The organism is Enterobacter cloacae complex sp. ECL352 (assembly GCF_020149545.1).
Lineage (GTDB): Bacteria > Pseudomonadota > Gammaproteobacteria > Enterobacterales > Enterobacteriaceae > Enterobacter > Enterobacter asburiae_B.
In genome coordinates this window covers 1,034,728-1,060,316 of sequence record NZ_CP083709.1, presented here as the reverse complement: position 1 = coordinate 1,060,316, position 25,589 = coordinate 1,034,728, and the positions used below count along the sequence as shown (strand labels likewise).

Here is a 25,589-nt window from a genome sequence, read left to right as displayed (position 1 = left end):
GTAAATTATCATGCGCTTTTCCCTGCGCTTCCCTCTTTACCGTTATTTACCCGTTAACGGCGTGGGCGCCGGGAACGTCACGCTGACCAGCGTGCCGCCGTTTTGCGGCTGCGAGAAGTGCAGCATCCCGCCGAGCCGTTGCGCGCGTTCGCGCATAATGTTCAGGCCGTAGTGTCCCGGCGGCTCGCTGGCTTCGCCAATCCCGATGCCGTTATCGCGTATGCTGACGCTGTGCGTACCGTCCACGGCGGTCACGCAGCTGACGGTGATCTCGCTGGCCTGCGCGTGCTTAATGGCGTTCAGCACGGCCTCACGCACGATCTGCAGCAAATGCACCTGCTTTTGCGCGTCCAGCGCCAGCGAGGAGAGGCGGCAGTCGAGATGCAGCTTCGCCTGCGTCTGGCTCTGCAGGACGTCGAGGGACTCCTGCAGCGCCGCGGGTAAGTTCGCGTGGTTGAGCGTCAGGCGGAAGGTGGTAAGCAGCTCGCGAAGCTGCTGCCAGGCATTGTTCAGCTCGCGGGAAAAGTCGGTGATGATGGTCTGCGCCGGGATATTTTCCTCGGGCACGGCGCGTTTGAGCAGCGCAAGCTGAATGCGCAGATACGACAGCACCTGCGCCAGCGAATCGTGCAGCTCGCGTGCAATGGTGGCGCGCTCTTCCATCAGCAGCAGCTGCTGGTAATGTTTTTGCGCCTGGTTAAAGTACAGCCCGCGCCCGAGCATGGTCGCCACGCTTCTCATCAGCGGAAGGGGAACGCTGTCCGTCTCGCTTTGCCAGCGCAGCTCGCCATAAAGGGTGTCCTGCATCAGTACCGGCAGGTGCTGCAAAGGAATGCCATGTGACTCCGTCCCTTCAGACAGCCGCCAGTCGTCGCTGGTGCGCAGTTCGAGATAATTCATTTGCGTATAGTCATGGACAATCTGCAGGATATGCCGAAAGCAGTGGCTGTCTATCTGGCCGGTATTCAGCGCCTGAGAGCATTTGAACAGCATGTCGAGCTGCTGGTGGGCTTCATGCAAATGCCGAGTCTTTTCCGCGACCGAGGCTTCGAGCGAACGGTAGAGCGTAGCCAGCTCGGCGGACATGTGGTTGAAGGCGCGGGAGAGTTGGCCCAGCTCGTTCGGCAGGGCGGTATCGGGCGCCGGGGTTGCAAATTCCCCTCGCTCAACCCGTTCGCTGGCCGCCACCAGATTGTTAAGCGGCAACACCACCTGGCGACGGATGCCTCGCAGGGTAAATAGCGTCAGCAGCAGGATCCCGAGAGCGCCCGCCAGCGAGAGCAGGGTCACCGTCTGAATTTTATGTTCGGTGTAGTGCTGGAGGACGAGCACAAAGGCATCAATACGGCCGACAAAATCCTCAATGTGGGTTTGATACCACGCGCTGTCGCCGCGGGCGATGCGCGCATCCATCTCCAGCCAGGCCACGTGCAGCTGCTGGTAGCGCGCTTTAACATTGTCCGGGACGTACCAGCGGTTCAGCTTCTGCAGGGCAGGCGCGCTCAGCGTCCGTTGCCAGCTGTCGCGATGCGCGGCAAGGGAAGGGCTGTTGCGCTGCATCTCGTAGCCCAGACGATAGCTCTGCATGCGCAGTGAACCCGCGATATTAATGGCTTCGGCGTCACGCTGGCTGCTGGCTAGCGTCAGCAGCGCGACGGTGCTGGTCAGCACGGATAAGGCAATTATCGAAAAGAAAGCCCAGGCAAGGCTTCCGGAAACGGGTCGTTTGACGGTCACAGAACGGCTCTCTGAATAAAATTGATCTGCTACAGGTTCACTGTAAATAATTCGGCATTCCGGGCATTTGAACATTGCCCGATCGCGCCGTGATGCGTAAATACCATATTCATACAAAGAATAAGGTTATTGAACCAAAAACAGGTGTGGTTATGAATCGTTTTATTATGGCTAACAGCCAGCAGTGCATCGGGTGTCGCGCCTGCGAAGTGGCCTGCGTGATGGCGCACAACGATGAGCAGCACGTCCTGAGCGAGCGCCATTTTCATCCCCGCATTACGGTCCTGAGGTCCGGCGAGAAGAGTAGCCCCGTCACCTGCCATCACTGTGAAAATGCGCCCTGCGCGCAAAGTTGCCCGAACGGCGCCATCAGCAAATGCGATGACAGCGTACAGGTGAATCAACAAAAATGCATCGGCTGTAAGGCCTGCGTGGTGGCCTGCCCGTTTGGCACGATGGAGATTATCGTCACCCCGCTCGACAGCGGCGGCGTGAAGGCCTCGGCGAATAAATGCGATCTCTGTCTGACGCGGCTACACGGCCCGGCCTGTATCGAAAATTGCCCGGCAGATGTCCTCTCACTGGCGACGCCTGCTGTCCTTGATACTCTGGCGAAATCGCGCCGCCAGCGCACGGCCTGCCTGGAGGCGCAGCCCTGGCACGCGGAAGCCGTCAGAGAAGACGCTTCGCGCACCAAACTGCATCAGATGCAAACAACCCCGCCACGCGGCGAGCCCGACAAGCTGGCTGCCGCAGAACGCGTGAGCCATTTTAACGAAATTTACCTGCCGTTCCGGGACGAGCAGGCCGCCCGCGAGGCGTCGCGCTGCCTGAAATGCGGAGAGCACAGCATTTGCGAATGGACCTGCCCGCTGCATAACCACATCCCGCAGTGGATCGAGCGCCTCAACGCGGGGGATATCGCCGACGCGGTCGAGCTTTCACATCAGACCAACTGTTTACCTGAAATTACCGGCCGCGTCTGTCCGCAGGACCGATTATGCGAGGGTGCCTGCACAATACGTGAAGAGGCGGGATCCGTGACCATCGGTAACATTGAGCGCTATATCTCCGATCGGGCGCTGGCGATGGGCTGGCGGCCAGATATGTCCGCCGTCACGCCGACAGGTAAACGTGTCGCGATCGTCGGCGCGGGGCCCGCCGGGCTGGCGTGCGCCGACGTGCTGGCGCGCAGCGGCGCGAGTGTGACGGTCTATGACCGGCATCCGGAAATTGGCGGATTGCTGACCTTTGGCATCCCGGCATTCAAGCTGGACAAATCGCTGCTCGCGCGGCGCAGAGAGATATTTACCGCGATGGGGATCCGCTTCGAGCTGAACTGCGAGGTGGGCCAGGACGTGTCGATGTCGCAGTTAAAGAACGAGTACGACGCCCTGTTTATTGGCGTGGGAACCTATCGCTCGATGAAGGCGGGTATCCCGCATGAAGACGCGCCAGGGGTCTATGACGCGCTGCCTTTCCTTGTAGGTAACACGCGGCACGTTATGGGGCTGGAGTCGACGGCCAGCGAACCGTTTATCGACACCCATGGCTTAAACGTGGTGGTGCTTGGCGGGGGCGATACCGCGATGGACTGCGTCCGCACCGCGTTACGCCACGGCGCGGCAAAGGTGACCTGCGCCTATCGTCGGGATGAGGCCAATATGCCTGGCTCGAAGAAAGAGGTGAAGAACGCCCGAGAAGAGGGTGCGGCGTTTGAATTTAACGTCCAGCCGGTTGAGCTGACGCTGGATCCGAACGGTAAGATCAACGGTATCCGGATGCTGCGTACCGAGCTCGGTGAACCGGACGCGCAGGGACGGCGTCGACCGGTTCCCATGGCGGGCAGCGAGTTCGTGATGGCGGCTGATGCGGTCATCATGGCGTTTGGTTTTAACCCGCACGCGATGCCGTGGCTGCAGGCGCAGGGTGTCGAAACGGACGACCGGGGGCGGATCGTTGCCTCCGTCGAGAGCCGCTACCGTTACCAGACGACTAACCCACAAATCTTCGCCGGGGGCGATGCGGTACGCGGCGCGGATCTGGTGGTGACCGCAATGGCGGAAGGGCGTCATGCGGCGCAGGGGATACTCGACTGGCTTGGGGTTAACGCGCCAAATCATCATTAAACCGGCGGGCGACAAAGCGGGATTCACGGCGTAGTATAAGACGACTCATTGTGTTGTGGAGCCCGTATGACCCTGAAAATTGACGTTATCAAAGACAAAATTCTCTCTGAAAACTACTTTGTCCTGCGTAACATCACCTATGATCTTACACGTAACAACGGTGAGGTGATCCGCCACAAACGCGAGGTTTACGACCGCGGCAACGGGGCAACCATTCTGCTCTATAACCGTGAAAAGCAGAGCGTGGTGCTGATCCGTCAGTTCAGGGTGGCGACATGGGTTAATGGCAACCCTGACGGACGTCTGATTGAAACCTGCGCGGGCCTGCTCGATGATGATGAGCCGGAAGTTTGTATCCGCAAAGAGGCCGTGGAAGAGACCGGCTTCGAAGTGGGCGAGGTCAAAAAGGTCTTCGAGCTGTTTATGTCGCCGGGCGGCGTAACGGAAATTGTGCATTTCTTCATTGCGGAATACAGCGACGCGCAGCGCACTCACCGGGGCGGTGGCGTGGAGGATGAAGATATCGAAGTGCTGGAGCTTCCTTTTGCCCGGGCGCTGGAGATGATGCGTTCAGGCGAAATCAGGGATGGTAAGGCGGTGATATTACTGCAGTATTTACAGACAACCGGGCTGATGAGCACCACTTTCGAACGGATATAGCCTGTTTTTCGGGTATATCTGATAAATCCGATTGAGCAACCCCGGCGGGAACACGAAGATACTGCCCAGTTAAGCGTTTTCGTTCCGGGATTGTGTCATTCATGCGCTACAGCGTCTTTTTGTTTTACCTGTTTTGTGTGCTCCTCGCGCCGCAGGTGCGGGCTGCACCTGCCCAGCAAGCCTTCTCCGACTGGCAGGTAACCTGCAATAACCAGAATTTTTGCCTCGCACGCAACACGGGTGAACACCGTGGTCTGGTCATGACGCTCACCCGTAGCGCCGGGGCGAAAACGGACGCCACGCTGCGTATCGATCTCGGCGGCCTTGATACGCCCTCGGTAAAAGAGCCAGAGATTGCCCCCCGGCTGCTGCTGGATAACGTTCCCCTGAAGCTGGACAAACAGCGCTGGCAGCTCACGCCCTGGCATCTTAAAACGGACGATGCGGCTACCATCACCGCCTTTCTGAAAAACATCCAGGAAGGGAAGGCCCTGACCCTGCGCGACGGTAAGCAGGTTATTTCACTGACCGGGCTTAAGGCCGCGCTGCTGTTCATTGATGCGCAGCAAAAGCGCGTCGGCAGTGAAACCGCGTGGATCAAGAAAGGTGACGATCCGCCGTTAAGCGTTCCGCCTGCTCCTGCCCTTAAAAAGGTGGCGGTCGTCAACCCGACCCCGACGCCGCTCTCCCACGCCGAACTGAACGACCTGCTGGACTATGGTACCGGGCGGATGAACGCAAGCCAGTGCTCGCTGGATCCTAACCGTCGGGAAGTGCGCGTCACCGCGTTAACCGATGACAAAGCGCTGCTGATCGTCAGCTGCGAGGCGGGGGCCTATAACACGGTCGATCTGGCGTGGCTGGTATCGCGTAAAAAACCGTTCACCGCGCGCAGCGTCAGGCTGCGTCTGCCGTTTACGCCATCAGGCGACGGGAGCGAAATGGAGTTGATGAACGCCAGCTTCGATGAAAAGACGCGCGAGCTGACAACGCTCGCGCTGGGGCGCGGTTTGGGCGATTGCGGGATCCAGACGCGCTGGCGTTTTGACGGCCAGCGCTTCCGCCTGGTGCGCTACGCCGAGGAGCCCAGCTGCGACAGCTGGAACGGGCCAGATGCCTGGCCCACGCTGTGGATCACGCGGTAGTTTTATGCCGGGTGGCGCTGTTGCTTACCCGGCCTACGGTTTGGCGGTTTTAGTAGGCCGGGTAAGGCGTAGCCGCCACCCGGCAACGCAGACCCCACTAGATCACGCTCAGCGCCTTCTCCACCACGTTCTCAACGGTAAAGCCGAAGTACGGGAACAGCTTGTCGGCAGGGGCGGACTCGCCGTAGCCCCGCATGCCGACAATCGCCCCTTTGAGCCCGACATACTTGTACCAGTAGTCGGCAATACCGGCTTCCACCGCCACGCGAGCCGCGACGCTGGACGGCAGGACCGATTCCCGGTACGCCTCGTCCTGGGCGTCGAAAATGTCCGTTGAGGGCAGGGACACCACGCGCACCGCGTGTCCTTCGGCAGTCAGTTTCTCCGCCGCTTTCACCGTGATTTCCACCTCGGAGCCGGTCGCAATCAGGATCACGTCCGGCTTGCCGCCGCTGTCCTTCAGGATGTAGCCGCCGCGGGCGATGTTTTTCACCTGCTCCGGGGTTCGCTCAATCTGCGCCAGGTTCTGGCGTGACAGAATTAATGCCGTTGGGCCATTGTGGCGTTCTACCGCCAGCTTCCAGCCTACCGCCGCTTCGACCTGATCGCACGGGCGCCAGGTGCTGAAGTTGGGCGTCAGGCGCAGGCTTGCCAGCTGTTCAACCGCCTGGTGCGTAGGCCCGTCTTCCCCGAGTCCGATGGAGTCATGGGTGTAAACCATAATCTGCCGCGCCTTCATTAAGGCCGCCATGCGCGCCGCGTTACGGGCGTACTCGACGAACATCAGGAAGGTGGCGGTGTACGGAACAAACCCGCCGTGATGGGCGATGCCGTTGGCAATGGCGGTCATCCCAAACTCGCGCACGCCGTAGTGGATGTAGTTCCCGGCAATGTCCTCTTTCAGCGATTTTGAGCCCGACCAGATAGTCAGGTTACTGGGCGCCAGATCCGCCGAGCCGCCGAGCAGTTCGGGCAGAAGAGGTCCGATTGCGTTCAGGGTATTTTGCGACGCCTTGCGGGTGGCGATTTTCGCCGGGTTGGACTGCAGGTTTTCAATCAGCGCCTGGGTTCTATCGTCCCAGTCCTCCGGCAGGCCACCGCTCATGCGGCGGGAAAACTCGGCGGCGAGATCCGGGTGCGCTTTTTTGTAGGCGGCAAACTTCTCGTTCCAGGCCTGCTGGGCCTTTTCACCCGCCTCACGGGCATCCCAGGCTCTGTAGATCTCTTTCGGGATCTCAAACGGCGGATGTTTCCAGCCCAGCTTCTGCCGGGTCAGCGCGACTTCCTCCTCGCCCAGCGCCGCGCCGTGCGCCTCTTCTTTGCCCGCCTTGTTCGGCGAGCCGAAGCCGATGACCGTGCGGCAGATAATCAGGGACGGTTTATCCTTCACGCTCTGCGCTTCCTGAATCGCTTTTTTCACCGCTTCAGGGTCATGGCCGTCGATCTCGTGCACCACGTGCCAGTGGTAGGCTTCGAAGCGTTTTGCCGTGTCGTCGGTAAACCAGCCTTCGGTCTCCCCGTCGATGGAGATGCCGTTGTGATCGTAGAAGCCAATTAGCTTGCCGAGCCCCAGCGTGCCCGCCAGGGAGCAGACCTCATGTGAAATCCCCTCCATCAGGCAGCCGTCGCCCATAAACACGTAGGTGTAGTGGTCGACAATCTCGTGGTCCGGCTGGTTAAACTGTGCCGCCAGCGTGCGTTCGGCAATCGCCAGCCCGACCGCATTGGCCAGCCCCTGACCGAGTGGTCCGGTCGTCGTTTCCACCCCCGGGGTATAGCCAATTTCCGGGTGCCCCGGCGTTTTGGAGTGCAGCTGGCGGAAGTTTTTCAGCTCCTCAAGTGGCAGCTCGTAGCCGGAAAGGTGCAGCAGGCTGTAGAGCAGCATTGAGGCGTGACCGTTGGAGAGAATAAAGCGGTCGCGATCGTACCAGGTCGGGTCATTGGGGTTGTGCTTCAGAAAGTCGTTCCACAGCACTTCGGCAATATCAGCCATGCCCATCGGCGCGCCGGGGTGGCCGGAATTGGCTTTTTGCACGGCATCCATGCTGAGGGCGCGAATGGCATTGGCTAGCTCTTTACGGGACATAGTTCACTCCGTGGCAAGGTTAAAGTTTGGCGGCGAGAAGATCTTCAAGTTTGCGCTGGTCGACGGCGAACTGGCGGATGCCGTCCGCCAGTTTTTCCACGGCCATGGCGTCCTGATTGTGCTCCCAGCGGAACTCCGCTTCGGTCATGGCTTTCGGTTTTGGCAGAACGGTGGAGGTCGGCACCAGCTTGCGGATCACCGTTTCTTCTTTGTCCTGGAGCTCCTGGAGCAGGTTAGGGGAGATGGTCAGACGGTCGCAGCCTGCCAGGGCGAGGATCTGCTCGGTACGGCGGAAGCTGGCCCCCATCACGATGGTTTCATAGCGGTGCTGTTTGTAGTAGTCGTAGATATTACGGACCGATTTCACGCCCGGATCCTCATCCACCACGTACGGATCCATCGGCTGTTTCGCCTGATACCAGTCGTAGATGCGCCCGACAAACGGCGAGACGAGGAACACGCCCGCTTCAGCGCAGGCGCGCGCCTGGGCAAACGAGAACAGTAGGGTCAGGTTGCAGTGGATGCCCTCTTTTTCCAACACCTCAGCCGCTCGGATGCCTTCCCAGGTGGACGCCAGCTTGATCAGAATGCGTGATTTATCGATCCCCTGCTCCTCGTACAGTTCCACCAGGCGACGCGCCTTATTAACGCTCTTTTCTTTATCGAACGAGAGGCGGGCGTCGACTTCGGTCGAGACGCGGCCCGGGATGCTTTTAAGAATTTCCGCACCAAAATTAACCGCCAGCTTGTCGCTGGCTTCGGCGACCTGCTGCTCCTGCGTTTTCCCGCGCTGTTTACCGTAGGCAATGGCGTCATCAATCAGATGGCTAAAATGGGCAAGCCCTGCAGCTTTGAGCAGTAGCGAAGGGTTAGTGGTCGCGTCCTCCGGCTGATAGTGGCGAATCGACTCGATATCGCCGCTGTCTGCAACCACGGTGGTGAATTTTTTGATGCCGTCTAGCTGGTTCATAAATAATTACTCCTTGGAAATAAAAGAGTTAGATGAGTGCGTTAGTTCACACTTCTGGAAAAATCATGATGGACTTAACAAAAAAGCATAGCAGACGGGGGAGGCATTGCTTTTGAGACGGGTAACATGGCTGTTATAAATTGATAACAATTTTTAATGTGTGATGGTGAGAGTTTGGCTGCCTTCAAAGTTTAGGAGGCGGCCTGAGGCGATACTAGGCGGCACACCAGGGTGTGCATCAGGATCGCTTACGTCACCCTTTTGACCGATACGTGAAAGGAAAAATAAGATGGATGAGCAGTTGAAACAGAGTGCCCTCGATTTTCACGAGTTCCCTGTCCCGGGCAAAATCCAGGTCTCCCCAACCAAGCCGCTGGCAACCCAGCGCGATCTGGCGCTGGCCTATTCGCCGGGCGTCGCAGCCCCGTGTCTGGAAATCGAAAAAGACCCGCTGGCGGCCTACAAATACACCGCGCGCGGCAACCTTGTCGCCGTGATCTCTAACGGCACGGCGGTGCTGGGGCTGGGCAACATCGGCGCGCTGGCCGGTAAGCCGGTGATGGAAGGGAAGGGGGTACTGTTCAAGAAATTCGCCGGTATCGACGTGTTCGATATCGAGGTGGATGAACTCGATCCTGACAAATTCATCAACGTAGTGGCCGCGCTGGAGCCGACATTCGGCGGGATCAACCTGGAAGACATCAAAGCGCCGGAATGTTTCTATATCGAGCAGAAGCTGCGCGAGCGTATGAACATTCCCGTGTTCCATGATGACCAGCACGGAACCGCGATTATCAGCACCGCCGCGATTCTCAACGGCCTGCGCGTGGTCGAGAAAAATCTCTCCGACGTGCGCATGGTGGTTTCTGGCGCAGGCGCCGCGGCCATCGCCTGTATGAACCTGCTGGTAGCGCTGGGTATGCAGAAACACAACATTGTGGTCTGCGACTCCAAGGGCGTTATCTATAAAGACCGCGAGCCGAACATGGCTGAAACCAAAGCGGCGTACGCGGTCGACGACGACGGTAAACGCACCCTGGACGACGTGATTGACGGCGCGGATATCTTCCTCGGCTGCTCGGGTCCGAAAGTGTTGACCCAGGAGATGGTGAAGAAGATGGCGCGTGCGCCAATGATCCTGGCCCTGGCGAACCCGGAACCGGAAATCCTGCCGCCGCTGGCGAAAGCGGTGCGCGAAGACGCCATCATCTGTACCGGCCGTTCGGACTACCCGAACCAGGTCAACAACGTGCTCTGCTTCCCGTTCATCTTCCGCGGTGCGCTGGACGTCGGCGCAACGGCGATCAACGAAGAGATGAAGCTTGCCGCCGTTCACGCCATCGCGGAGCTGGCGCACGCCGAGCAGAGCGAAGTGGTTGCGTCCGCGTACGGCGATCAGGATCTGAGCTTCGGTCCGGACTACATCATTCCAAAACCGTTCGACCCGCGTCTGATTGTCAAGATTGCCCCTGCGGTGGCCAAAGCGGCGATGGACTCCGGCGTGGCGACGCGTCCGATTCATGATTTCGACGCGTACGTCGATAAGCTCACCGAGTTTGTCTATAAAACGAACCTGTTCATGAAGCCGATCTTCTCCCAGGCGCGCGCCGACGCGAAGCGCGTGGTGCTGGCGGAAGGGGAAGAGGCGCGCGTGCTGCACGCCACCCAGGAGCTGATCACCTTAGGCCTGGCGAAGCCGATCCTGATTGGTCGTCCGAGCGTGATTGAAATGCGTATCCAGAAGCTGGGCCTGCAGATTAAGCCGGGCGTCGACTTCGAGATCGTTAACAACGAATCCGATCCGCGCTTCAAAGAGTACTGGAGCGAATACTACGCGATCATGAAGCGCCGGGGGATCACCCAGGAGCAGGCGCAGAAAGCGGTGATCAGCAACACGACGGTGATCGGCGCGATCATGGTGCATCGCGGCGAGGCGGATGCGCTGATCTGCGGCACCATCGGCGATTATCACGAGCACTTTAGCGTGGTGCAGGAGATTTTCGGCTATCGCGACGGCGTCCATACCGCCGGGGCGATGAACGCGCTGCTGCTGCCAAGCGGCAACACCTTTATTGCGGACACCTACGTTAACGACGATCCGACCCCGGACGAGCTGGCGGAAATCACGGTGATGGCCGCCGAGACCGTGCGTCGCTTTGGTATCGAGCCGAAGGTGGCGCTGCTGTCGCACTCTAACTTTGGTTCGTCTAAATCCGCGGCGGCCTGCAAAATGCGTCAGACGCTGGAGCTGGTGCGCGAGCGTGCGCCGGAGCTGATGATTGACGGGGAAATGCACGGCGATGCCGCGCTGGTGGAAAGCATCCGTAACGAACGTATGCCGGACAGCCCGCTGAAGGGATCGGCCAACATACTGATTATGCCTAACGTGGAAGCGGCGCGTATCAGCTACAACCTGCTGCGCGTCTCCAGCTCTGAAGGGGTGACCGTAGGGCCGGTACTGATGGGCGTGGCGAAACCGGTGCACGTGTTAACGCCGATTGCCTCCGTGCGTCGTATCGTGAATATGGTCGCGCTGGCGGTGGTTGAGGCGCAGACGCAGCCGCTGTAATTTTTACCCTCTCCCAAAGGGAGAGGGCATAAGGGCTACACCCAGTCCCGAACCTGAATAAACTCACGCAAGGCAGCCTCCGGGCTGCCTTCTTTTGGTTCGTAGCAGTACTCCCAGCGCACCAGCGGCGGCATCGACATCAGAATCGACTCCGTGCGCCCCCCGGTCTGCAGACCGAACAGCGTCCCGCGATCCCACACCAGGTTGAACTCCACGTAGCGCCCGCGGCGGTAAAGCTGGAACTCGCGCTCGCGCACGCCGTAGTCGGTATTTTTACGGCGCTCGACAATCGGCAGATAGGCGTCGGTATACCCTTCGCCTACCGCGCGCATAAAGCTGAACGCGGTATCAAAATCAGGCGCGTTGAGATCGTCAAAGAACAGCCCGCCGATGCCGCGCTGCTCGTCGCGGTGCTTCAGGTAAAAGTAGTCATCGCACCACTTTTTAAATTTCGGGTAGACGTCTTCGCCAAACGGCAGGCAAAGATCCCGCGCGGTGGTGTGCCAGTGCACGGCATCTTCTTCGAAGCCGTAGTATGGCGTTAAATCGAAACCGCCGCCGAACCACCAGACCGGGTCGGCGCCCGGTTTTTCCGCAATGAAAAAGCGCACGTTGGCGTGGCTCGTCGGCACGAACGGGTTGTGCGGGTGCACTACCAGCGAAACGCCCATCGCCTCGAAGCTACGGCCCGCCAGTTCAGGACGATGCGCCGTCGCAGATGCGGGCATGGCGTCGCCGTGAACGTGGGAAAAATTCACGCCTGCCTGTTCGAAGATGCCGCCGTTACGCAGCACCCGGCTGCGCCCGCCGCCCCCGGCCTCGCGCTGCCAGTTATCTTCCTGAAATTCACCGCCGTCTGCGGCAGCCAGTTTCTGGCAGATCTCATCCTGCAGCTGCAGCAGGAAGGTTTTGACCAGTTGAGCATCGGGTTTCATCAACGTTTCCTGGAGTGCGCTTTTTGGTTATCGAACCAGTTGAAGTAACTGATAATGCCGGAGGCGATAGCGTTGGCGATCTTCTGACGAAACGCCGTGGTGCCGAGGAGCCGCTCTTCTTCCGGGTTGGTTATGAAGGACGTTTCCACCAGCACGGACGGGATGGACGGCGACTTCAGCACCACGAATGCCGCCTGCTCGGTGCCTTTACTGTGCAGACGATGCACTGGCTTAATCTTCTTCAGAATATGCGAGCCGAGCGTCAGGCTGTTTTTAATCGTATCCGTCTGCACGAGGTCGAACAGCACCTGCTGTAGCAGATGATCTTTGTCGGTGGCTTTTTTCCCGGCGACTTCATCCGCCCGGTTTTCGCGGTCGGAGAGGTATTTTGCCATGGCGCTACTGGCGCCACGGTTAGAGAGTGCAAACACCGAGGCGCCGGCCGCGGAAGGGTTGGTAAAGCCGTCGGCGTGAATCGACATAAACAGATCCGCACCGTGCTGGTGGGCGATCTCAACGCGGTCATACAGCGGAATAAAGGTGTCGCCAGAGCGCGTCAGACGGGCGTCAATGCCGTTGCTGCGTAAAATTGCGCGCACATTTTTTGCAATTGCCAGCACGACGTGTTTTTCTTTTGACCCGTTTTTGCCGATGGCGCCGGTATCAATACCGCCGTGGCCCGGGTCGAGCATTACCAGACGCTTCGCGCCCGGCTTTTTGGTTTTCGGTTTGCTGTGTCCGTTACTGGTTTTGAGCGTGCTCTCGTCTTTCGCCTGAGCCTGCTTTGCGATGCCCGTTAACGTTAAGGCCGCCAGCCCGGCTTTGAGAACCTGACGACGCGATGTGAGTGCTTTTAATGGTTTGAATGTGCTCATGCGGCCTGAATACTAAAAAATGGGGTCCTGGTGTTATATCGTATCGTGTTTCCCGTTACGACAGTCCATGTTGAGAATTGTTTTACTTTTCATTTCAATACGTGACAAAGTGACATTATGCCAAATTTTGGCGAGATTTTCCCCGGTTATTGGCGAAAGGCGAGCTTCGCGCCATAATCACTGTTTTTAAACCCGAAAAGGCGGTTAATACCATGGAGATACGCGTTTTTCGCCAGGAAGATTTCGAAGAGGTGATCACCCTTTGGGAGCGCTGCGATCTGCTGCGTCCGTGGAACGATCCGGAAATGGATATCGAACGTAAGGTGAATCACGACGTCAGTCTGTTTCTGGTCGCGGAAGTCAATGGCGAGGTTGTGGGGACGGTCATGGGCGGTTACGACGGCCACCGCGGCTCGGCCTATTATCTGGGCGTCCACCCGGAATACCGTGGCCGCGGCATTGCCAATGCGCTGCTGAACCGGCTCGAGAAGAAGCTGATCGCCCGCGGCTGCCCGAAAATCCAGATCATGGTGCGGGAAGATAACGACGTGGTGCTGGGCATGTATGAGCGTCTGGGTTATGAACACGCTGACGTGCTGACTCTGGGCAAGCGTTTGATTGAAGATGAAGAGTACTGAGATCCATCCGGCAGACTATGACGCGCAGGGCCGCGTCAGGCTGCCCTTTTTATTCTGGTGCGTTCTGCTACTCCAGGCCCGGACCTGGGGGCTGTTTGTGATGGCCGCCGCGTCTCGCGGGCAGGGCGACACGCTGCTGAATCTCTTTTATCCCGATCACGACGCCTTCTGGCTCGGCTTACTGCCGGGCGTACCGGCGGTGGTCGCTTTTTTGTGCAGCGGACGACGGCATGCGATCCCACGTTTCTGGCGCGCGCTTCGCTGGCTGCTGATCCTCGCCCAGGTTGCGCTGCTCTTCTGGCAGCCGGTACTCTGGTGGTACGGTGAACCGCCGACGGGCACCGGCGTTGCGCTGGTGGTTGCCGATATTGTGGCGCTGCTGTGGCTGCTGACCAACCCGCGTCTTCGCGCCTGTTTTGCGCATCATGATGATTAATCCGGCACTTTTTGCCGATGTCGCACTCCAACAAGCGTTGATTTAACAAGAAAGGACGTTTCAATGAAATCGCTGCGTTTACTTTTATGCGCTCTCCCGCTGGCGTTGACCGGCTGTTCGACGCTCTCCTCCATTAACTGGTCAGCCGCGTATCCGTGGAACTGGTTTGGCTCATCAACGGAAGTGACCGAGCAGGGCGTGGGGAAAATTACCGCCGCGACGGCGCTGGATCAGGACGCTATTCAGGATGCGCTCAGCGGCGATTACCGCCTGCGAAGCGGCATGAAAACGGAGAATGGCAATATTGTTCGCTATTACGAAGCGCTGAAGGGCGACAAGCTGGCGCTGGTGATTAACGGTGACAAAGGCACCGTAAACCGTATCGCTGTAATGGATGACGATATTCCGACGGCGAGCGGTGTGAAGGTGGGTACGCCGTTCCGCGACCTTTATAAGCAGGCCTTTGGCAACTGCACCAGCCTGCCGTCTGACGACAAGGTCGCGGTGGAATGTAAGGCTGAGGGCAGCCAGCACATCAGCTATGTCTTCACCGGAACCTGGAGCGGCCCGGAAGGTCTGATGCCGTCCGACGACACGCTCAAGAGCTGGAAAGTGAGCAAAATACTCTGGAAGCAGTAATTTGCGCCTGAACAAACCGCCTCGCTGAAATCCGGGTATAATAGCCTCCATCAATGCCACGCTGACGTGGCATCTTTATTTCAGGAGGAGCGATGTCTCAGGTTCAGAGTGGCATTTTGCCAGAACATTGCCGCGCGGCGATTTGGATTGAAGCCAATGTTGAAGGGGACGTGGATGCCCTGCGTGCGGCCAGTAAAGCGTTTGTTGATAAGCTGGCAACCTTCCAGACCAAATTCCCGGAAGCGCACCTCGGCGCCGTTGTTGCCTTTGGCAATAACGTCTGGCGTCAGCTGAGCGGTGGCGAAGGGGCGGAAGAGCTGAAAGACTTCATCCCTTACGGCAAAGGCCTGGCTCCGGCAACTCAGTACGACGTGCTGATCCATATTCTCTCCCTGCGTCACGACGTGAATTTCTCCGTTGCCCAGGCGGCAGTAGCGGCCTTTGGCGACAGCGTTGAGGTGCAGGAAGAGGTTCACGGCTTCCGCTGGGTGGAAGAGCGCGATCTGAGCGGCTTCGTCGACGGCACCGAAAACCCGGCGGGCGAAGAGACGCGTCGCGACGTGGCGGTGATCAAAGACGGCGTGGACGCTGGCGGCAGCTATGTGTTCGTGCAGCGCTGGGAGCACAACCTCAAGCAGCTTAACCGCATGAGTGTGCACGACCAGGAGATGATGATTGGCCGCACTAAAGAAGCCAACGAAGAGATCGACGGCGACGACCGTCCTGTGACCTCTCATCTGACCCGCGTTGACCTGAAAGAAGACGGTAAAGGGCTGAAGATTGTTCGCCAGAGCCTGCCGTACGGCACGGCAAGCGGCACGCACGGCCTCTACTTCTGCGCCTACTGCGCGCGCCTGTATAACATTGAGCAGCAGCTGCTGAGCATGTTCGGTGATACCGACGGCAAGCGCGACGCCATGTTGCGCTTCACCAAACCGGTGACCGGCGGCTACTACTTTGCGCCGTCCGTTGAGCGTCTGCTGGCGCTGTAATGTCCTTTCTCCCTCTCCCTGTGGGAGAGGGCCGGGGTGAGGGCATCAGGCCTCCCCCTTATTCCCTTTTCTGCTTCTAAATCACCAAACGGTATATAAAACCGTTACTCCTTTCATCCCCGTTATAAATATTATGACTATAAGATAGTCATCACATTTATAAGGGTTCGCAATGGCCGTTACTGTACTGAAAAAAGGAACTCTGGCGCTGGCAGGTTTACTGCTGGTGGCACAGGCGCAGGCGACTGAACTGTTGAACAGTTCGTATGACGTCTCCCGCGAGCTGTTTGCCGCCCTTAATCCACCGTTTGAACAGCAGTGGGCGAAAGATAATAACGGCGACAAGCTGACCATCAAGCAGTCCCACGCCGGGTCGTCCAAGCAGGCGCTGGCGATTTTGCAGGGCCTGAAAGCGGATGTGGTGACCTACAACCAGGTGACTGACGTGCAGATCCTGCACGACAAAGGCAAGCTGATCCCGGCAGACTGGCAGAGCCGACTGCCGAACAATAGCTCCCCGTTCTATTCCACCATGGGCTTCCTGGTGCGTAAGGGCAACCCGAAGAATATCCACGACTGGAGCGACCTGGTCCGTTCCGACGTGAAGCTGATTTTCCCGAACCCAAAAACCTCCGGTAACGCGCGTTATACCTATTTAGCCGCGTGGGGCGCGGCGGACAAGGCTGACGGTAACGATAAAGCCAAAACCGAGCAGTTCATGACCCAGTTCCTGAAAAACGTCGAAGTGTTTGATGCCGGCGGCCGCGGGGCGACTACGACCTTCGCGGAGCGCGGTCTCGGCGACGTGCTGATCAGCTTTGAATCGGAAGTGAATAACATCCGCAAACAGTACGAAGCGCAGGGCTTCGAGGTCGTTATCCCGAAAACCAACATCCTGGCCGAGTTCCCGGTGGCGTGGGTGGATAAAAACGTGCAGGCAAACGGTACCGAGAAAGCGGCAAAAGCCTATCTCAACTACCTGTACAGCCCACAGGCGCAGACCATCATTACCGATTACTACTACCGCGTGAACAACCCGGACGTGATGAACAAGCTGAAAGATAAGTTCCCGCAGACCGATTTGTTCCGCGTGGAAGATCGTTTCGGCTCCTGGCCTGATGTGATGAAAACGCATTTTGCCAGCGGCGGTGAGTTAGACAAACTGCTGGCGGCGGGGCATAAGTAATGTTTGCAGTTTCGACAAAACGCGTGCTGCCGGGCTTTACCTTAAGCCTCGGGACCAGCCTGCTGTTCGTCTGCCTGATCCTGCTGTTGCCGCTCAGCGCGCTGGTGATGCAGCTTGCTCAGATGAGCTGGGCGCAGTACTGGGACGTGGTCACCAACCCGCAGGTGGTGGCGGCCTATAAGGTGACGCTGCTGTCGGCGTTTGTCGCCTCCATTTTTAACGGCGTGTTTGGCCTGCTGATGGCGTGGATCTTAACCCGCTATCGCTTCCCGGGCCGCACGCTGCTTGACGCCCTGATGGATCTGCCGTTTGCGCTGCCGACGGCGGTGGCAGGCTTAACCCTCGCGTCGCTCTTCTCCGTGAACGGGCTGTACGGCGAGTGGCTGGCGAAATTCGACATCAAAGTAACCTACACCTGGCTCGGTATCGCGGTGGCGATGGCTTTTACCAGCATCCCGTTTGTGGTCCGTACCGTGCAGCCAGTGCTGGAAGAGTTGGGTCCGGAATACGAAGAAGCGGCGGAAACGCTGGGCGCCACGCGCTGGCAGAGCTTCCGCAAGGTGGTTCTGCCGGAGCTCTCTCCGGCGCTGATGGCGGGCGTCGCGCTGTCGTTTACCCGCAGCCTCGGTGAGTTCGGCGCGGTGATTTTTATCGCCGGGAACATCGCCTGGAAAACAGAAGTCACCTCGCTGATGATTTTCATCCGTTTGCAGGAGTTTGATTATCCGGCGGCGAGCGCGATTGCCTCGGTGATCCTGGCGGCGTCGCTGCTGCTGCTGTACTCAATTAACACTCTGCAAAGTCGCTTTGGTCGACGTGTGGTAGGTCACTGATGGCGGAAGTTACGCAATTGAAGCGATACGATGCACCCCGCATTAACTGGGGTAAATGGTTTCTGATTGGGGCGGGCGTGCTGGTTTCCGCCCTCATTCTCGTCGTGCCGACGGTTTATATCTTCGTTCAGGCATTCAGCAAGGGCCTGATGCCCGCGCTGGAAAACCTGGCGAACCCGGATATGCTGCATGCCATCTGGCTGACCGTGCTGATTGCGCTGATCACCGTGCCGGTGAACCTCGTGTTCGGGACCCTGCTGGCCTGGCTGGTAACCCGCTTTAACTTCCCGGGACGTCAGCTGCTGCTGACCCTGCTGGACATTCCTTTCGCCGTATCGCCGGTGGTGGCGGGTCTGGTGTACCTGCTCTTTTACGGCTCCAACGGCCCGTTGGGCGGCTGGCTGGACGAGCATAACCTGCAGATCATGTTCGCCTGGCCGGGCATGGTGCTGGTCACCATCTTCGTGACCTGTCCGTTTGTGGTGCGTGAGCTGGTGCCGGTGATGTTAAGCCAGGGGAGCAACGAAGACGAAGCGGCGGTGCTGCTGGGCGCTTCCGGCTGGCAGATGTTCCGTCGCGTGACGCTGCCGAATATCCGCTGGGCGCTGCTTTACGGCGTGGTGCTGACCAACGCCCGCGCGATTGGTGAGTTCGGTGCGGTTTCCGTCGTCTCCGGCTCCATCCGGGGTGAAACCCTGTCGCTGCCGCTCCAGATTGAGCTGCTGCAGCAGGACTACAACACCATCGGCTCGTTTACTGCCGCAGCGTTGCTGACGCTGATGGCCATCTTGACCCTGTTTTTGAAGAGTGTGGTGCAGTGGCGTTTAGAAAATCAGGAAAAACGTCAGCATCAGGAGGGAAATCATGAGCATTGAGATTGCCAATATTAAGAAGTCTTTTGGTCGCACCCAGGTGCTGAATGATATCTCGCTGGATATCCCTTCCGGACAAATGGTGGCGCTGCTGGGGCCGTCCGGCTCGGGCAAAACCACGCTGCTGCGTATTATCGCCGGGCTTGAGCATCAGACCAGCGGGCACATCCGCTTCCACGGCACCGACGTGAGCCGTCTGCACGCCCGCGATCGTAAAGTAGGCTTTGTGTTCCAGCACTACGCGCTGTTCCGCCACATGACCGTGTTCGACAACATCGCGTTTGGCCTGACCGTGCTGCCGCGTCGCGAACGCCCGGATGCGGCAACCATTAAGGCGAAAGTGACCAAACTGCTGGAGATGGTGCAGCTGGCTCACCTGGCGGATCGTTTCCCGGCCCAGCTGTCCGGCGGGCAGAAACAGCGCGTGGCGCTGGCGCGCGCGCTGGCCGTTGAGCCGCAAATTCTGCTGCTGGATGAACCCTTCGGCGCGCTGGATGCGCAGGTGCGTAAAGAGCTGCGCCGCTGGCTGCGCCAGCTGCATGAAGAGCTGAAGTTCACCAGCGTCTTCGTGACCCACGATCAGGAAGAGGCGATGGAAGTTGCGGATCGCGTGGTGGTCATGAGCCAGGGCAACATTGAGCAGGTTGACGAGCCGGAGCAGCTCTGGCGTGAGCCGGCGACCCGCTTCGTGCTGGAGTTTATGGGCGAGGTAAACCGTCTGCAGGGCACTATTCGCGGCGGACAGTTCCACGTTGGCGCGCACCGCTGGCCGCTGGGCTATACCTCCGCGCATCAGGGGCCGGTCGATCTGTTCCTGCGTCCGTGGGAAGTGGACGTGAGCCGCCGAACCAGCCTGGATTCACCGCTGCCGGTGCAGGTGCTGGAAGCTAGCCCTAAAGGTCACTACACCCAATTGGTGGTACAGCCGCTGGGCTGGTATACCGAGCCGCTGACCGTGGTCATGCGCGACGACGTGCCGCCGCACCGGGGTGAGCGCCTGTTTGTTGGGTTGCAGCACGCCCGTATTTATCACGGGAAGGAGCGCATCGAGACGCGCGAGGATATTGCTCTGGCGGAGTCAGCCTGATAGGTTAGGATTACGTAGTTTTGCCGGGTGGCGCTGCGCTTACCCGGCCTACAATATGACGTCTGTAGGCCCGGTAAGCGAAGCGCCACCGGGCTTTTTATTGGACAGCGATCATGAATACATTAGAAAACACCATCGGCAACACTCCTCTGGTCAAGCTTCAGCGCACGGGTCCGGACAACGGCAGCGAAATCTGGGTCAAACTCGAAGGCAATAACCCGGCGGGGTCGGTGAAAGACCGTGCGGCGCTGTCGATGATTGTCCAGGCCGAAAAACGCGGAGAAATTAAGCCAGGCGACGTGCTGATTGAGGCCACCAGCGGCAACACCGGTATCGCCCTGGCGATGATCGCCGCGCTGAAAGGCTACCGCATGAAGCTGCTGATGCCGGACAACATGAGCCAGGAGCGCCGCGCCGCGATGCGTGCCTACGGGGCCGAGCTGATTCTGGTGACCAAAGAGCAGGGAATGGAAGGCGCACGCGACTTAGCGCTGGAGATGGCCGGGCGCGGTGAAGGTAAACTGCTGGATCAGTTCAACAACCCGGACAACCCGTACGCGCACTACACCACCACCGGCCCGGAAATCTGGCAGCAAACCGACGGGCGTATCACCCATTTTGTCTCCAGCATGGGCACCACAGGCACCATTACCGGGGTATCGCGTTTTCTGCGCGAGCAGGAAAAAACCGTCACCATCGTTGGCCTCCAGCCGGAAGAGGGGAGCAGCATTCCGGGTATTCGCCGCTGGCCGGCGGAGTATATGCCCGGCATCTTTAATGCGCAGCTGGTGGACCAGGTGCTGGATCTTCACCAGCGCGAGGCGGAAAATACCATGCGTGAGCTGGCCGTGCGCGAAGGTATCTTCTGCGGCGTCAGCTCGGGCGGCGCGGTAGCGGGGGCGATTCGGGTGGCGCAGGCAAACCCGGGGGCGGTAGTAGTGGCGATTATTTGCGATCGCGGCGATCGCTATCTGTCTACCGGCGTCTTTGGTGAAGAGAGTTATTCGCAGGGGGCGGGGATTTAAGCGTCATGGAGATGATTCTATTCCGGGATAACACCCGGGCGCAGCAAACCGACATTGTCGCAGTGCAGTCGCAGGTGGTTTACGGCAGCGTGGGGAACAGCATTGCGGTACCGAATATTCGTACCCACAGGCTGAACGTCACCGCCGTGCCGACGGTTCTGTTTAGCAACACGCCGCATTACGACACGTTTTATGGTGGGGTGATCCCCGACGAGTGGTTCAGCGGCTATCTTAAGGCACTGGAAGAACGCGAGATCCTGCGCGAGCTTAAAGCGGTCACCACCGGCTATATGGGCAGCGCAAGCCAGATCGTCCTGCTGGCTCAATGGCTGAAGGCGGTCAAAGCGCAGCATCCTGACCTGCTGGTGCTGGTCGACCCGGTTATCGGAGATATCGACAGCGGTATGTACGTCAAGCCCGAGATCCCGCAGGCGTATCGGGAGCACCTGCTGCCGCTGGCGCAGGGGATTACGCCAAACGTCTATGAGCTGGAAGTGTTAAGCGGCAAACCGTGCCGTACGCCGGAAAGCGCCATCGCGGCGGCGCAGGGACTGCTCTCTGATAGCCTGAAATGGGTGGCGATCACCAGCGCGCCGGTGACCGATGACCCGGAAAACATCCACGTGGTGCTGGTGACGAATGAAGGCGTGACCGTCAGCGCGCATCCGCGCGTAGAAACCGATCTGAAAGGGACGGGCGACCTGTTCTGTTCAGAGCTGGTGAGCGGAATTGTTGAGGGGAAAACCGTTGCCGACGCCATTCGCATGGCCGGCGATCGGGTGACTGACGTGATGCTCTATACCCAGTCGAAGGGCTACGACGAGCTTATCCTACCGGCATAAACAAAAATGGCGCCCGAAGGCGCCATTTTTCTGTGCGGCAAGAATTACTTCTTGATGCGGATAACCGGAGTTTCACCCACGGTGACGCTGCCAGACAGTTTGATCAGTTCTTTGATTTCGTCCATGTTGGAGATAACAACCGGCGTCAGGGTAGACTTGGCTTTTTCTTCCAGCAGTGGCAGATCGAATTCAATTACCGGGTCGCCAACTTTAACACGCTGGCCTTCTTCCGCGATACGTTTGAAGCCTTCGCCTTTCAGTTCAACGGTGTCGATACCGAAGTGAACGAACAGTTCGATACCGCTATCAGATTCGATAGAGAACGCATGGTTGGTTTCAAAAATTTTACCGATGGTGCCGTCAACTGGAGCAACCATTTTGTTGCCAGTTGGTTTGATAGCAATGCCATCACCAACGATTTTCTCAGCAAACACTACATCCGGCACGTCTTCGATGTTGACGATCTCGCCGGAGAGCGGAGCAACAATCTCAATAGTTCCGGAGTCTTTCTTATCATCAGAAACCAGAGATTTCAGTTTATCGAACAAACCCATGATCTTCTCCTAAGCAGTAATTTGGGCCGCATCTCGTGGATTAGCAGATTGTTTTTTCTTCAATGAACTTGTTAACCAGCGTCATTAACTCGTCCGTTGTCGGTTGAGCAAGAGCCTGCTCTGCTAACACCTTCGCATCTTCGAAGTTCGTGTTACGGATAATCTTCTTAATGCGCGGGATGGAAATGGCGCTCATAGAGAATTCGTCCAGACCCATACCCAGCAACAGAAGTGTAGCACGTTCGTCGCCTGCAAGCTCACCACACATGCCAGTCCATTTACCTTCTGCATGAGAAGCATCAATAACTTGCTTGATCAAGTTCAGTACGGACGGTGACATTGGCTGGTAGAGATGTGAAATCATATCATTACCACGGTCAACTGCCAGGGTGTACTGCGTTAAATCATTGGTGCCGATACTAAAGAAATCAACTTCTTTGGCTAAATGACGCGCAATGGTCGCCGCCGCAGGTGTTTCCACCATCACGCCGATCTCGATTGACTCGTCAAACGCTTTACCTTCGTCGCGCAGTTCCTGTTTGTAGATTTCGATCTCTTTCTTCAGTGCACGCACTTCTTCAACAGAGATGATCATCGGGAACATGATGCGCAGTTTACCGAAAGCAGAGGCACGCAGGATCGCGCGAACCTGGTCACGCAGGATCTCTTTACGATCCATCGCGATACGGATTGCACGCCAGCCCAGGAACGGGTTCTCTTCTTTCGGGAAGTTCATGTACGGCAGCTCTTTGTCGCCGCCGATGTCCATGGTACGGACGATAACCGCCTGAGAACCACACGCTTCAGCCACGGCTTTATAGGCAGCAAACTGCTCTTCTTCCGTTGGCAGCGCGTCGCGGTCCATGAACAGGAATTCTGTACGATAGAGACCTACGCCTTCCGCACCGTTGCGCTCAGCGCCATCAACGTCGCGGACGGTACCGATGTTTGCGCACACTTCTACCTGATGGCCGTCCAGGGTGATGGCTGGCAGGTCTTTCAGCTTAGCGAGTTCCGCTTTTTCAGTCGCAACCTGCTCCTGAACCGCGCGCAGTTTATCGATCTCTTCATTGGTTGGGTTGACGTAAACCAGATTGTTTACGGCATCCAGAATCAGATAGTCGCCGTTTTTCACCTGAGAGGTGACGCTACCGGTACCCACGATGGCAGGCAGTTCCAGAGAGCGCGCCATGATAGAGGTGTGAGAGGTACGGCCACCCGCGTCGGTGATGAAACCGAGGACCTTTTTCAGGTTCAGCTGTGCGGTTTCAGACGGGGTGAGGTCAGCGGCAACCAGGATCACTTCATCCTGAATCGCGCTCAGGTCGATAATGGCCAGACCCAGAATGTTGCGCAGCAGGCGCTTACCGATGTCACGTACGTCAGCCGCACGCTCTTTCAGGTATTCATCATCCAGTTCTTCCAGGGCAGTTGCCTGACCTTCGATAACTTCATGCGCAGCCGCGTCGGCCGTCATGCCTTTATCTTTAATCAGGGCTATGATTTCCTGCTCCAGCTCCTCATCTTCGAGCAGCATGATGTGCCCTTCGAAGATGGCTTCTTTTTCTTCACCGAAAGTTTCGCCAGCTTTAGTTTTGATTGCTTCCAGTTGCGCAGATGCCTTGGCACGACCGCTCAGAAAACGTTCAACTTCCTGATCAACCTTGTCGGCAGAAATTTTTTTCCGGTCGATGACGATCTCGTCTTCTTTCAGCAGCAGTGCTTTGCCGAAAGCGATACCCGGGGATGCTAAAATGCCTGAAATCATAACCCTACCTTACTTGTGACTGATATTTAAAAGAACCCGGAAACTTACTCGAGCTCAGCCATCAGTTTTACCAGATGCTCAACTGCTTTCTGCTCGTCTTCACCTTCTGCAGAGATGGTGACAACGGTGCCCTGAGTCAGGCCCAGAGTCTGCAGTTTGAACAGGCTTTTTGCGCTCGCGCTTTTGCCGTTGGAAGTCACAGTGATTTCAGAAGTGAAGCCTTTTGCTTCTTTAACAAACTGAGCAGCAGGGCGGGTGTGCAGACCGTTCGGAGCGGTAATGGTAACTTCTTGCTGGAACATTGTATTTCCCCAACTTATAGGTTTAGTGTTGTGGAACTAAAGTCTAGCCTGGCGACTGAACTTTAGCCTGTATTGTTAGCGCTGACGTTTCGATCGTCATTAAACATTATGCAGCGAAAGCAAGACTTGAACCAAATCATAAAATCGATTCAGCAAGGCTATTTCATTCACCGATTAATTTCACGCATCAAAATAATTGCTGGTTTAAATACCAGACCCAACGGGGTGAAGCAATGCCAGGAGGGGCAAAAGTTTGAAGCAGGCCACAAAAAAGCACCTGAAAAGGTGCTTTTTTACGCGTTATTAACATGCTGGCACTACTGTTGCAGTTCTTTTTCGGTAAACAGATCGGCAAACAGTGCGGTGCTCAAGTAACGCTCGCCCGAAGAAGGAAGGATAACCACAATATTCTTGTTGGTAAAGGCTTCATCTTCCTGAAGCTTGAGCGCTGCCGCAACGGCTGCACCGGAAGAGATACCCGCCAGAATGCCTTCTTCATCCATCAGGCGACGCGCGGTAGAAATGGCTTCTTCGTTAGTGATAGTCACCACTTTATCGATCAGCTTCAGATCCAGGTTGCCCGGAATGAAGCCTGCGCCAATACCCTGAATTTTATGCGGGCCTGGCTTAAGCTCTTCACCCGCCAGTGCCTGGGTGATAACCGGTGAGTCAGTTGGCTCAACGGCAACGGTGATCAGGTCTTTTTTACCCTTTGTGCCTTTAATATAGCGTGACACGCCGGTCAGCGTACCGCCGGTACCTACGCCGGAGATAAAGACGTCAACCTGGCCGTCGGTATCTTCCCAGATTTCCGGACCGGTGGTCTTCTCGTGAATTTCCGGGTTAGCCGGGTTGCTGAACTGCTGCAGCAGCAGATATTTCGCCGGATCGCTGGCCACAATCTCTTCAGCTTTCTGAATGGCGCCCTTCATGCCCTTCGCGCCTTCGGTCAGCACCAGGTTCGCGCCCAGCGCTTTGAGCAGCTTACGACGCTCAATGCTCATGGTTTCTGGCATGGTCAGCGTCAGCTTGTAGCCACGCGCGGCGGCCACATAGGCCAGAGCGATACCGGTGTTACCGCTGGTCGGTTCCACCAGCTCAACGCCAGGCTTCAGTACGCCACGTTTTTCAGCATCCCAAATCATGTTTGCACCGATACGGCATTTTACGCTGAAGCTCGGGTTACGTGATTCGACCTTCGCCAGAATGCGTCCATTACCGATACGGTTCAGTCGAACCAGGGGCGTATGACCGATAGTCAGCGAGTTGTCTTCATAAATCTTACTCATGGCCTGTCCTTAACTGTATG

Annotated in this window: 23 protein-coding genes; 14 read left to right on the top strand and 9 right to left on the bottom strand. The window is 57.7% G+C overall.

Translation table 11 applies throughout. From position 1 onward, the window contains the following. Positions 1–42: 42 nt before the first annotated feature. A complete protein-coding gene (gene narQ / locus LBF07_RS05110; RefSeq protein ID WP_094934575.1) occupies positions 43–1,737 on the bottom strand; it encodes a nitrate/nitrite two-component system sensor histidine kinase NarQ in 1,695 nt (564 codons plus the stop codon). 152 nt (positions 1,738–1,889) lie between these two features. Between narQ and aegA the strand changes: the two genes are divergently transcribed. The 3 genes from aegA (at position 1,890) to LBF07_RS05095 (ending at position 5,671) form a co-directional block, all read left to right on the top strand. Next, positions 1,890–3,866 (top strand): formate-dependent uric acid utilization protein AegA, encoded by a 1,977-nt coding sequence (gene aegA / locus LBF07_RS05105; protein ID WP_094934574.1) that lies wholly within the window; start codon positions 1,890–1,892, stop codon positions 3,864–3,866. Between the two features lie 66 nt (positions 3,867–3,932). Next, a complete protein-coding gene (gene nudK, locus LBF07_RS05100) occupies positions 3,933–4,526 on the top strand; it encodes a GDP-mannose pyrophosphatase NudK (RefSeq protein WP_094934573.1) in 594 nt (197 codons plus the stop codon). A 101-nt stretch (positions 4,527–4,627) separates the two neighbouring features. Then, positions 4,628–5,671: a DUF1176 domain-containing protein gene (locus LBF07_RS05095; RefSeq protein ID WP_094934572.1), complete on the top strand. Its 1,044-nt coding sequence runs from the start codon at positions 4,628–4,630 to the stop codon at positions 5,669–5,671. A 97-nt stretch (positions 5,672–5,768) separates the two neighbouring features. Here the strand turns inward: LBF07_RS05095 and tkt are convergent, their stop codons facing one another. Together tkt and tal are read right to left on the bottom strand one after the other, a co-directional pair. Continuing rightward, complete coding sequence (gene tkt, locus LBF07_RS05090) at positions 5,769–7,757, bottom strand: transketolase (RefSeq protein ID WP_094934571.1); 1,989 nt, start codon at positions 7,755–7,757, stop codon at positions 5,769–5,771. A gap of 19 nt (positions 7,758–7,776) precedes the next feature. Beyond that, positions 7,777–8,727 (bottom strand): transaldolase, encoded by a 951-nt coding sequence (gene tal / locus LBF07_RS05085; protein WP_206461929.1) that lies wholly within the window; start codon positions 8,725–8,727, stop codon positions 7,777–7,779. A 289-nt stretch (positions 8,728–9,016) separates the two neighbouring features. On the opposite strand from tal, the gene maeB reads away from it, so the two are divergent. Further along, positions 9,017–11,296 (top strand): NADP-dependent oxaloacetate-decarboxylating malate dehydrogenase, encoded by a 2,280-nt coding sequence (gene maeB / locus LBF07_RS05080; RefSeq protein WP_023308741.1) that lies wholly within the window; start codon positions 9,017–9,019, stop codon positions 11,294–11,296. A 35-nt stretch (positions 11,297–11,331) separates the two neighbouring features. On the opposite strand, the gene hemF is transcribed toward maeB, so the two are convergent. Continuing rightward, on the bottom strand, positions 11,332–12,231 hold the full coding sequence (gene hemF / locus LBF07_RS05075) for an oxygen-dependent coproporphyrinogen oxidase (protein ID WP_039263704.1): 900 nt from the start codon (positions 12,229–12,231) through the stop codon (positions 11,332–11,334). After that, positions 12,231–13,106, bottom strand: a complete 876-nt coding sequence (gene amiA / locus LBF07_RS05070) for an N-acetylmuramoyl-L-alanine amidase AmiA (RefSeq protein ID WP_023308739.1) — start codon at positions 13,104–13,106, stop codon at positions 12,231–12,233. Before amiA ends, hemF begins: the two co-directional genes overlap by 1 nt. Positions 13,107–13,318: 212 nt before the next feature. On the opposite strand from amiA, the gene LBF07_RS05065 reads away from it, so the two are divergent. The 10 genes from LBF07_RS05065 (at position 13,319) to pdxK (ending at position 21,656) form a co-directional block, all read left to right on the top strand. After that, positions 13,319–13,744 (top strand): GNAT family acetyltransferase, encoded by a 426-nt coding sequence (locus LBF07_RS05065; RefSeq protein WP_024907604.1) that lies wholly within the window; start codon positions 13,319–13,321, stop codon positions 13,742–13,744. Further along, positions 13,731–14,180, top strand: a complete 450-nt coding sequence (locus LBF07_RS05060; protein WP_094934570.1) for a DUF2919 domain-containing protein — start codon at positions 13,731–13,733, stop codon at positions 14,178–14,180. Before LBF07_RS05065 ends, LBF07_RS05060 begins: the two co-directional genes overlap by 14 nt. Positions 14,181–14,243: 63 nt before the next feature. Beyond that, the gene (locus tag LBF07_RS05055; RefSeq protein WP_094934569.1) at positions 14,244–14,819 is read left to right on the top strand and encodes an RpoE-regulated lipoprotein; all 576 of its coding nucleotides are present in this window, start codon (positions 14,244–14,246) and stop codon (positions 14,817–14,819) included. Between the two features lie 92 nt (positions 14,820–14,911). Next, positions 14,912–15,811 (top strand): Dyp-type peroxidase, encoded by a 900-nt coding sequence (locus LBF07_RS05050; RefSeq protein WP_094934568.1) that lies wholly within the window; start codon positions 14,912–14,914, stop codon positions 15,809–15,811. A 172-nt stretch (positions 15,812–15,983) separates the two neighbouring features. Beyond that, on the top strand, positions 15,984–16,997 hold the full coding sequence (locus LBF07_RS05045; protein ID WP_094934567.1) for a sulfate ABC transporter substrate-binding protein: 1,014 nt from the start codon (positions 15,984–15,986) through the stop codon (positions 16,995–16,997). Further along, the gene (gene cysT / locus LBF07_RS05040) at positions 16,997–17,830 is read left to right on the top strand and encodes a sulfate/thiosulfate ABC transporter permease CysT (RefSeq protein WP_004123378.1); all 834 of its coding nucleotides are present in this window, start codon (positions 16,997–16,999) and stop codon (positions 17,828–17,830) included. Before LBF07_RS05045 ends, cysT begins: the two co-directional genes overlap by 1 nt. After that, complete coding sequence (cysW, locus tag LBF07_RS05035; protein ID WP_023308733.1) at positions 17,830–18,705, top strand: sulfate/thiosulfate ABC transporter permease CysW; 876 nt, start codon at positions 17,830–17,832, stop codon at positions 18,703–18,705. Before cysT ends, cysW begins: the two co-directional genes overlap by 1 nt. Further along, a complete protein-coding gene (gene cysA / locus LBF07_RS05030; RefSeq protein WP_008501607.1) occupies positions 18,695–19,789 on the top strand; it encodes a sulfate/thiosulfate ABC transporter ATP-binding protein CysA in 1,095 nt (364 codons plus the stop codon). Before cysW ends, cysA begins: the two co-directional genes overlap by 11 nt. A 113-nt stretch (positions 19,790–19,902) precedes the next feature. Continuing rightward, positions 19,903–20,814, top strand: a complete 912-nt coding sequence (gene cysM, locus LBF07_RS05025) for a cysteine synthase CysM (RefSeq protein ID WP_094934566.1) — start codon at positions 19,903–19,905, stop codon at positions 20,812–20,814. 5 nt (positions 20,815–20,819) lie between these two features. After that, entirely contained in the window at positions 20,820–21,656 is an 837-nt protein-coding gene (gene pdxK, locus LBF07_RS05020; RefSeq protein ID WP_033146151.1) for a pyridoxine/pyridoxal/pyridoxamine kinase, read from the top strand. 44 nt (positions 21,657–21,700) lie between these two features. Here the strand turns inward: pdxK and crr are convergent, their stop codons facing one another. The 4 genes from crr to cysK all read right to left on the bottom strand — a co-directional run bounded on the left by crr (position 21,701) and on the right by cysK (position 25,569). Continuing rightward, a complete protein-coding gene (crr, locus tag LBF07_RS05015) occupies positions 21,701–22,210 on the bottom strand; it encodes a PTS glucose transporter subunit IIA (protein WP_003861316.1) in 510 nt (169 codons plus the stop codon). A gap of 40 nt (positions 22,211–22,250) precedes the next feature. Next, on the bottom strand, positions 22,251–23,978 hold the full coding sequence (gene ptsI / locus LBF07_RS05010; RefSeq protein ID WP_023332954.1) for a phosphoenolpyruvate-protein phosphotransferase PtsI: 1,728 nt from the start codon (positions 23,976–23,978) through the stop codon (positions 22,251–22,253). Positions 23,979–24,022: 44 nt separating this feature from the next. Continuing rightward, a complete protein-coding gene (gene ptsH, locus LBF07_RS05005) occupies positions 24,023–24,280 on the bottom strand; it encodes a phosphocarrier protein Hpr (RefSeq protein ID WP_000487600.1) in 258 nt (85 codons plus the stop codon). Between the two features lie 317 nt (positions 24,281–24,597). Beyond that, on the bottom strand, positions 24,598–25,569 hold the full coding sequence (cysK, locus tag LBF07_RS05000) for a cysteine synthase A (protein ID WP_014884739.1): 972 nt from the start codon (positions 25,567–25,569) through the stop codon (positions 24,598–24,600). Positions 25,570–25,589 lie beyond the last annotated feature (20 nt).

Coding starts and splice junctions, on each gene's coding strand:
- cysT (WP_004123378.1), top strand. CDS start 16,997: ATGTTTGCAGTTTCGACAAAACGCGTGCTGCCGGGCTTTACCTTAAGC.
- pdxK (WP_033146151.1), top strand. CDS start 20,820: ATGGAGATGATTCTATTCCGGGATAACACCCGGGCGCAGCAAACCGAC.
- tkt (WP_094934571.1), bottom strand. CDS start 7,757: ATGTCCCGTAAAGAGCTAGCCAATGCCATTCGCGCCCTCAGCATGGAT.
- amiA (WP_023308739.1), bottom strand. CDS start 13,106: ATGAGCACATTCAAACCATTAAAAGCACTCACATCGCGTCGTCAGGTT.
- LBF07_RS05050 (WP_094934568.1), top strand. CDS start 14,912: ATGTCTCAGGTTCAGAGTGGCATTTTGCCAGAACATTGCCGCGCGGCG.
- aegA (WP_094934574.1), top strand. CDS start 1,890: ATGAATCGTTTTATTATGGCTAACAGCCAGCAGTGCATCGGGTGTCGC.
- tal (WP_206461929.1), bottom strand. CDS start 8,727: ATGAACCAGCTAGACGGCATCAAAAAATTCACCACCGTGGTTGCAGAC.
- nudK (WP_094934573.1), top strand. CDS start 3,933: ATGACCCTGAAAATTGACGTTATCAAAGACAAAATTCTCTCTGAAAAC.
- ptsH (WP_000487600.1), bottom strand. CDS start 24,280: ATGTTCCAGCAAGAAGTTACCATTACCGCTCCGAACGGTCTGCACACC.
- LBF07_RS05095 (WP_094934572.1), top strand. CDS start 4,628: ATGCGCTACAGCGTCTTTTTGTTTTACCTGTTTTGTGTGCTCCTCGCG.
- crr (WP_003861316.1), bottom strand. CDS start 22,210: ATGGGTTTGTTCGATAAACTGAAATCTCTGGTTTCTGATGATAAGAAA.
- cysK (WP_014884739.1), bottom strand. CDS start 25,569: ATGAGTAAGATTTATGAAGACAACTCGCTGACTATCGGTCATACGCCC.
- cysM (WP_094934566.1), top strand. CDS start 19,903: ATGAATACATTAGAAAACACCATCGGCAACACTCCTCTGGTCAAGCTT.
- LBF07_RS05055 (WP_094934569.1), top strand. CDS start 14,244: ATGAAATCGCTGCGTTTACTTTTATGCGCTCTCCCGCTGGCGTTGACC.
- LBF07_RS05065 (WP_024907604.1), top strand. CDS start 13,319: ATGGAGATACGCGTTTTTCGCCAGGAAGATTTCGAAGAGGTGATCACC.
- hemF (WP_039263704.1), bottom strand. CDS start 12,231: ATGAAACCCGATGCTCAACTGGTCAAAACCTTCCTGCTGCAGCTGCAG.
- cysW (WP_023308733.1), top strand. CDS start 17,830: ATGGCGGAAGTTACGCAATTGAAGCGATACGATGCACCCCGCATTAAC.
- maeB (WP_023308741.1), top strand. CDS start 9,017: ATGGATGAGCAGTTGAAACAGAGTGCCCTCGATTTTCACGAGTTCCCT.
- LBF07_RS05045 (WP_094934567.1), top strand. CDS start 15,984: ATGGCCGTTACTGTACTGAAAAAAGGAACTCTGGCGCTGGCAGGTTTA.
- LBF07_RS05060 (WP_094934570.1), top strand. CDS start 13,731: ATGAAGAGTACTGAGATCCATCCGGCAGACTATGACGCGCAGGGCCGC.
- cysA (WP_008501607.1), top strand. CDS start 18,695: ATGAGCATTGAGATTGCCAATATTAAGAAGTCTTTTGGTCGCACCCAG.
- ptsI (WP_023332954.1), bottom strand. CDS start 23,978: ATGATTTCAGGCATTTTAGCATCCCCGGGTATCGCTTTCGGCAAAGCA.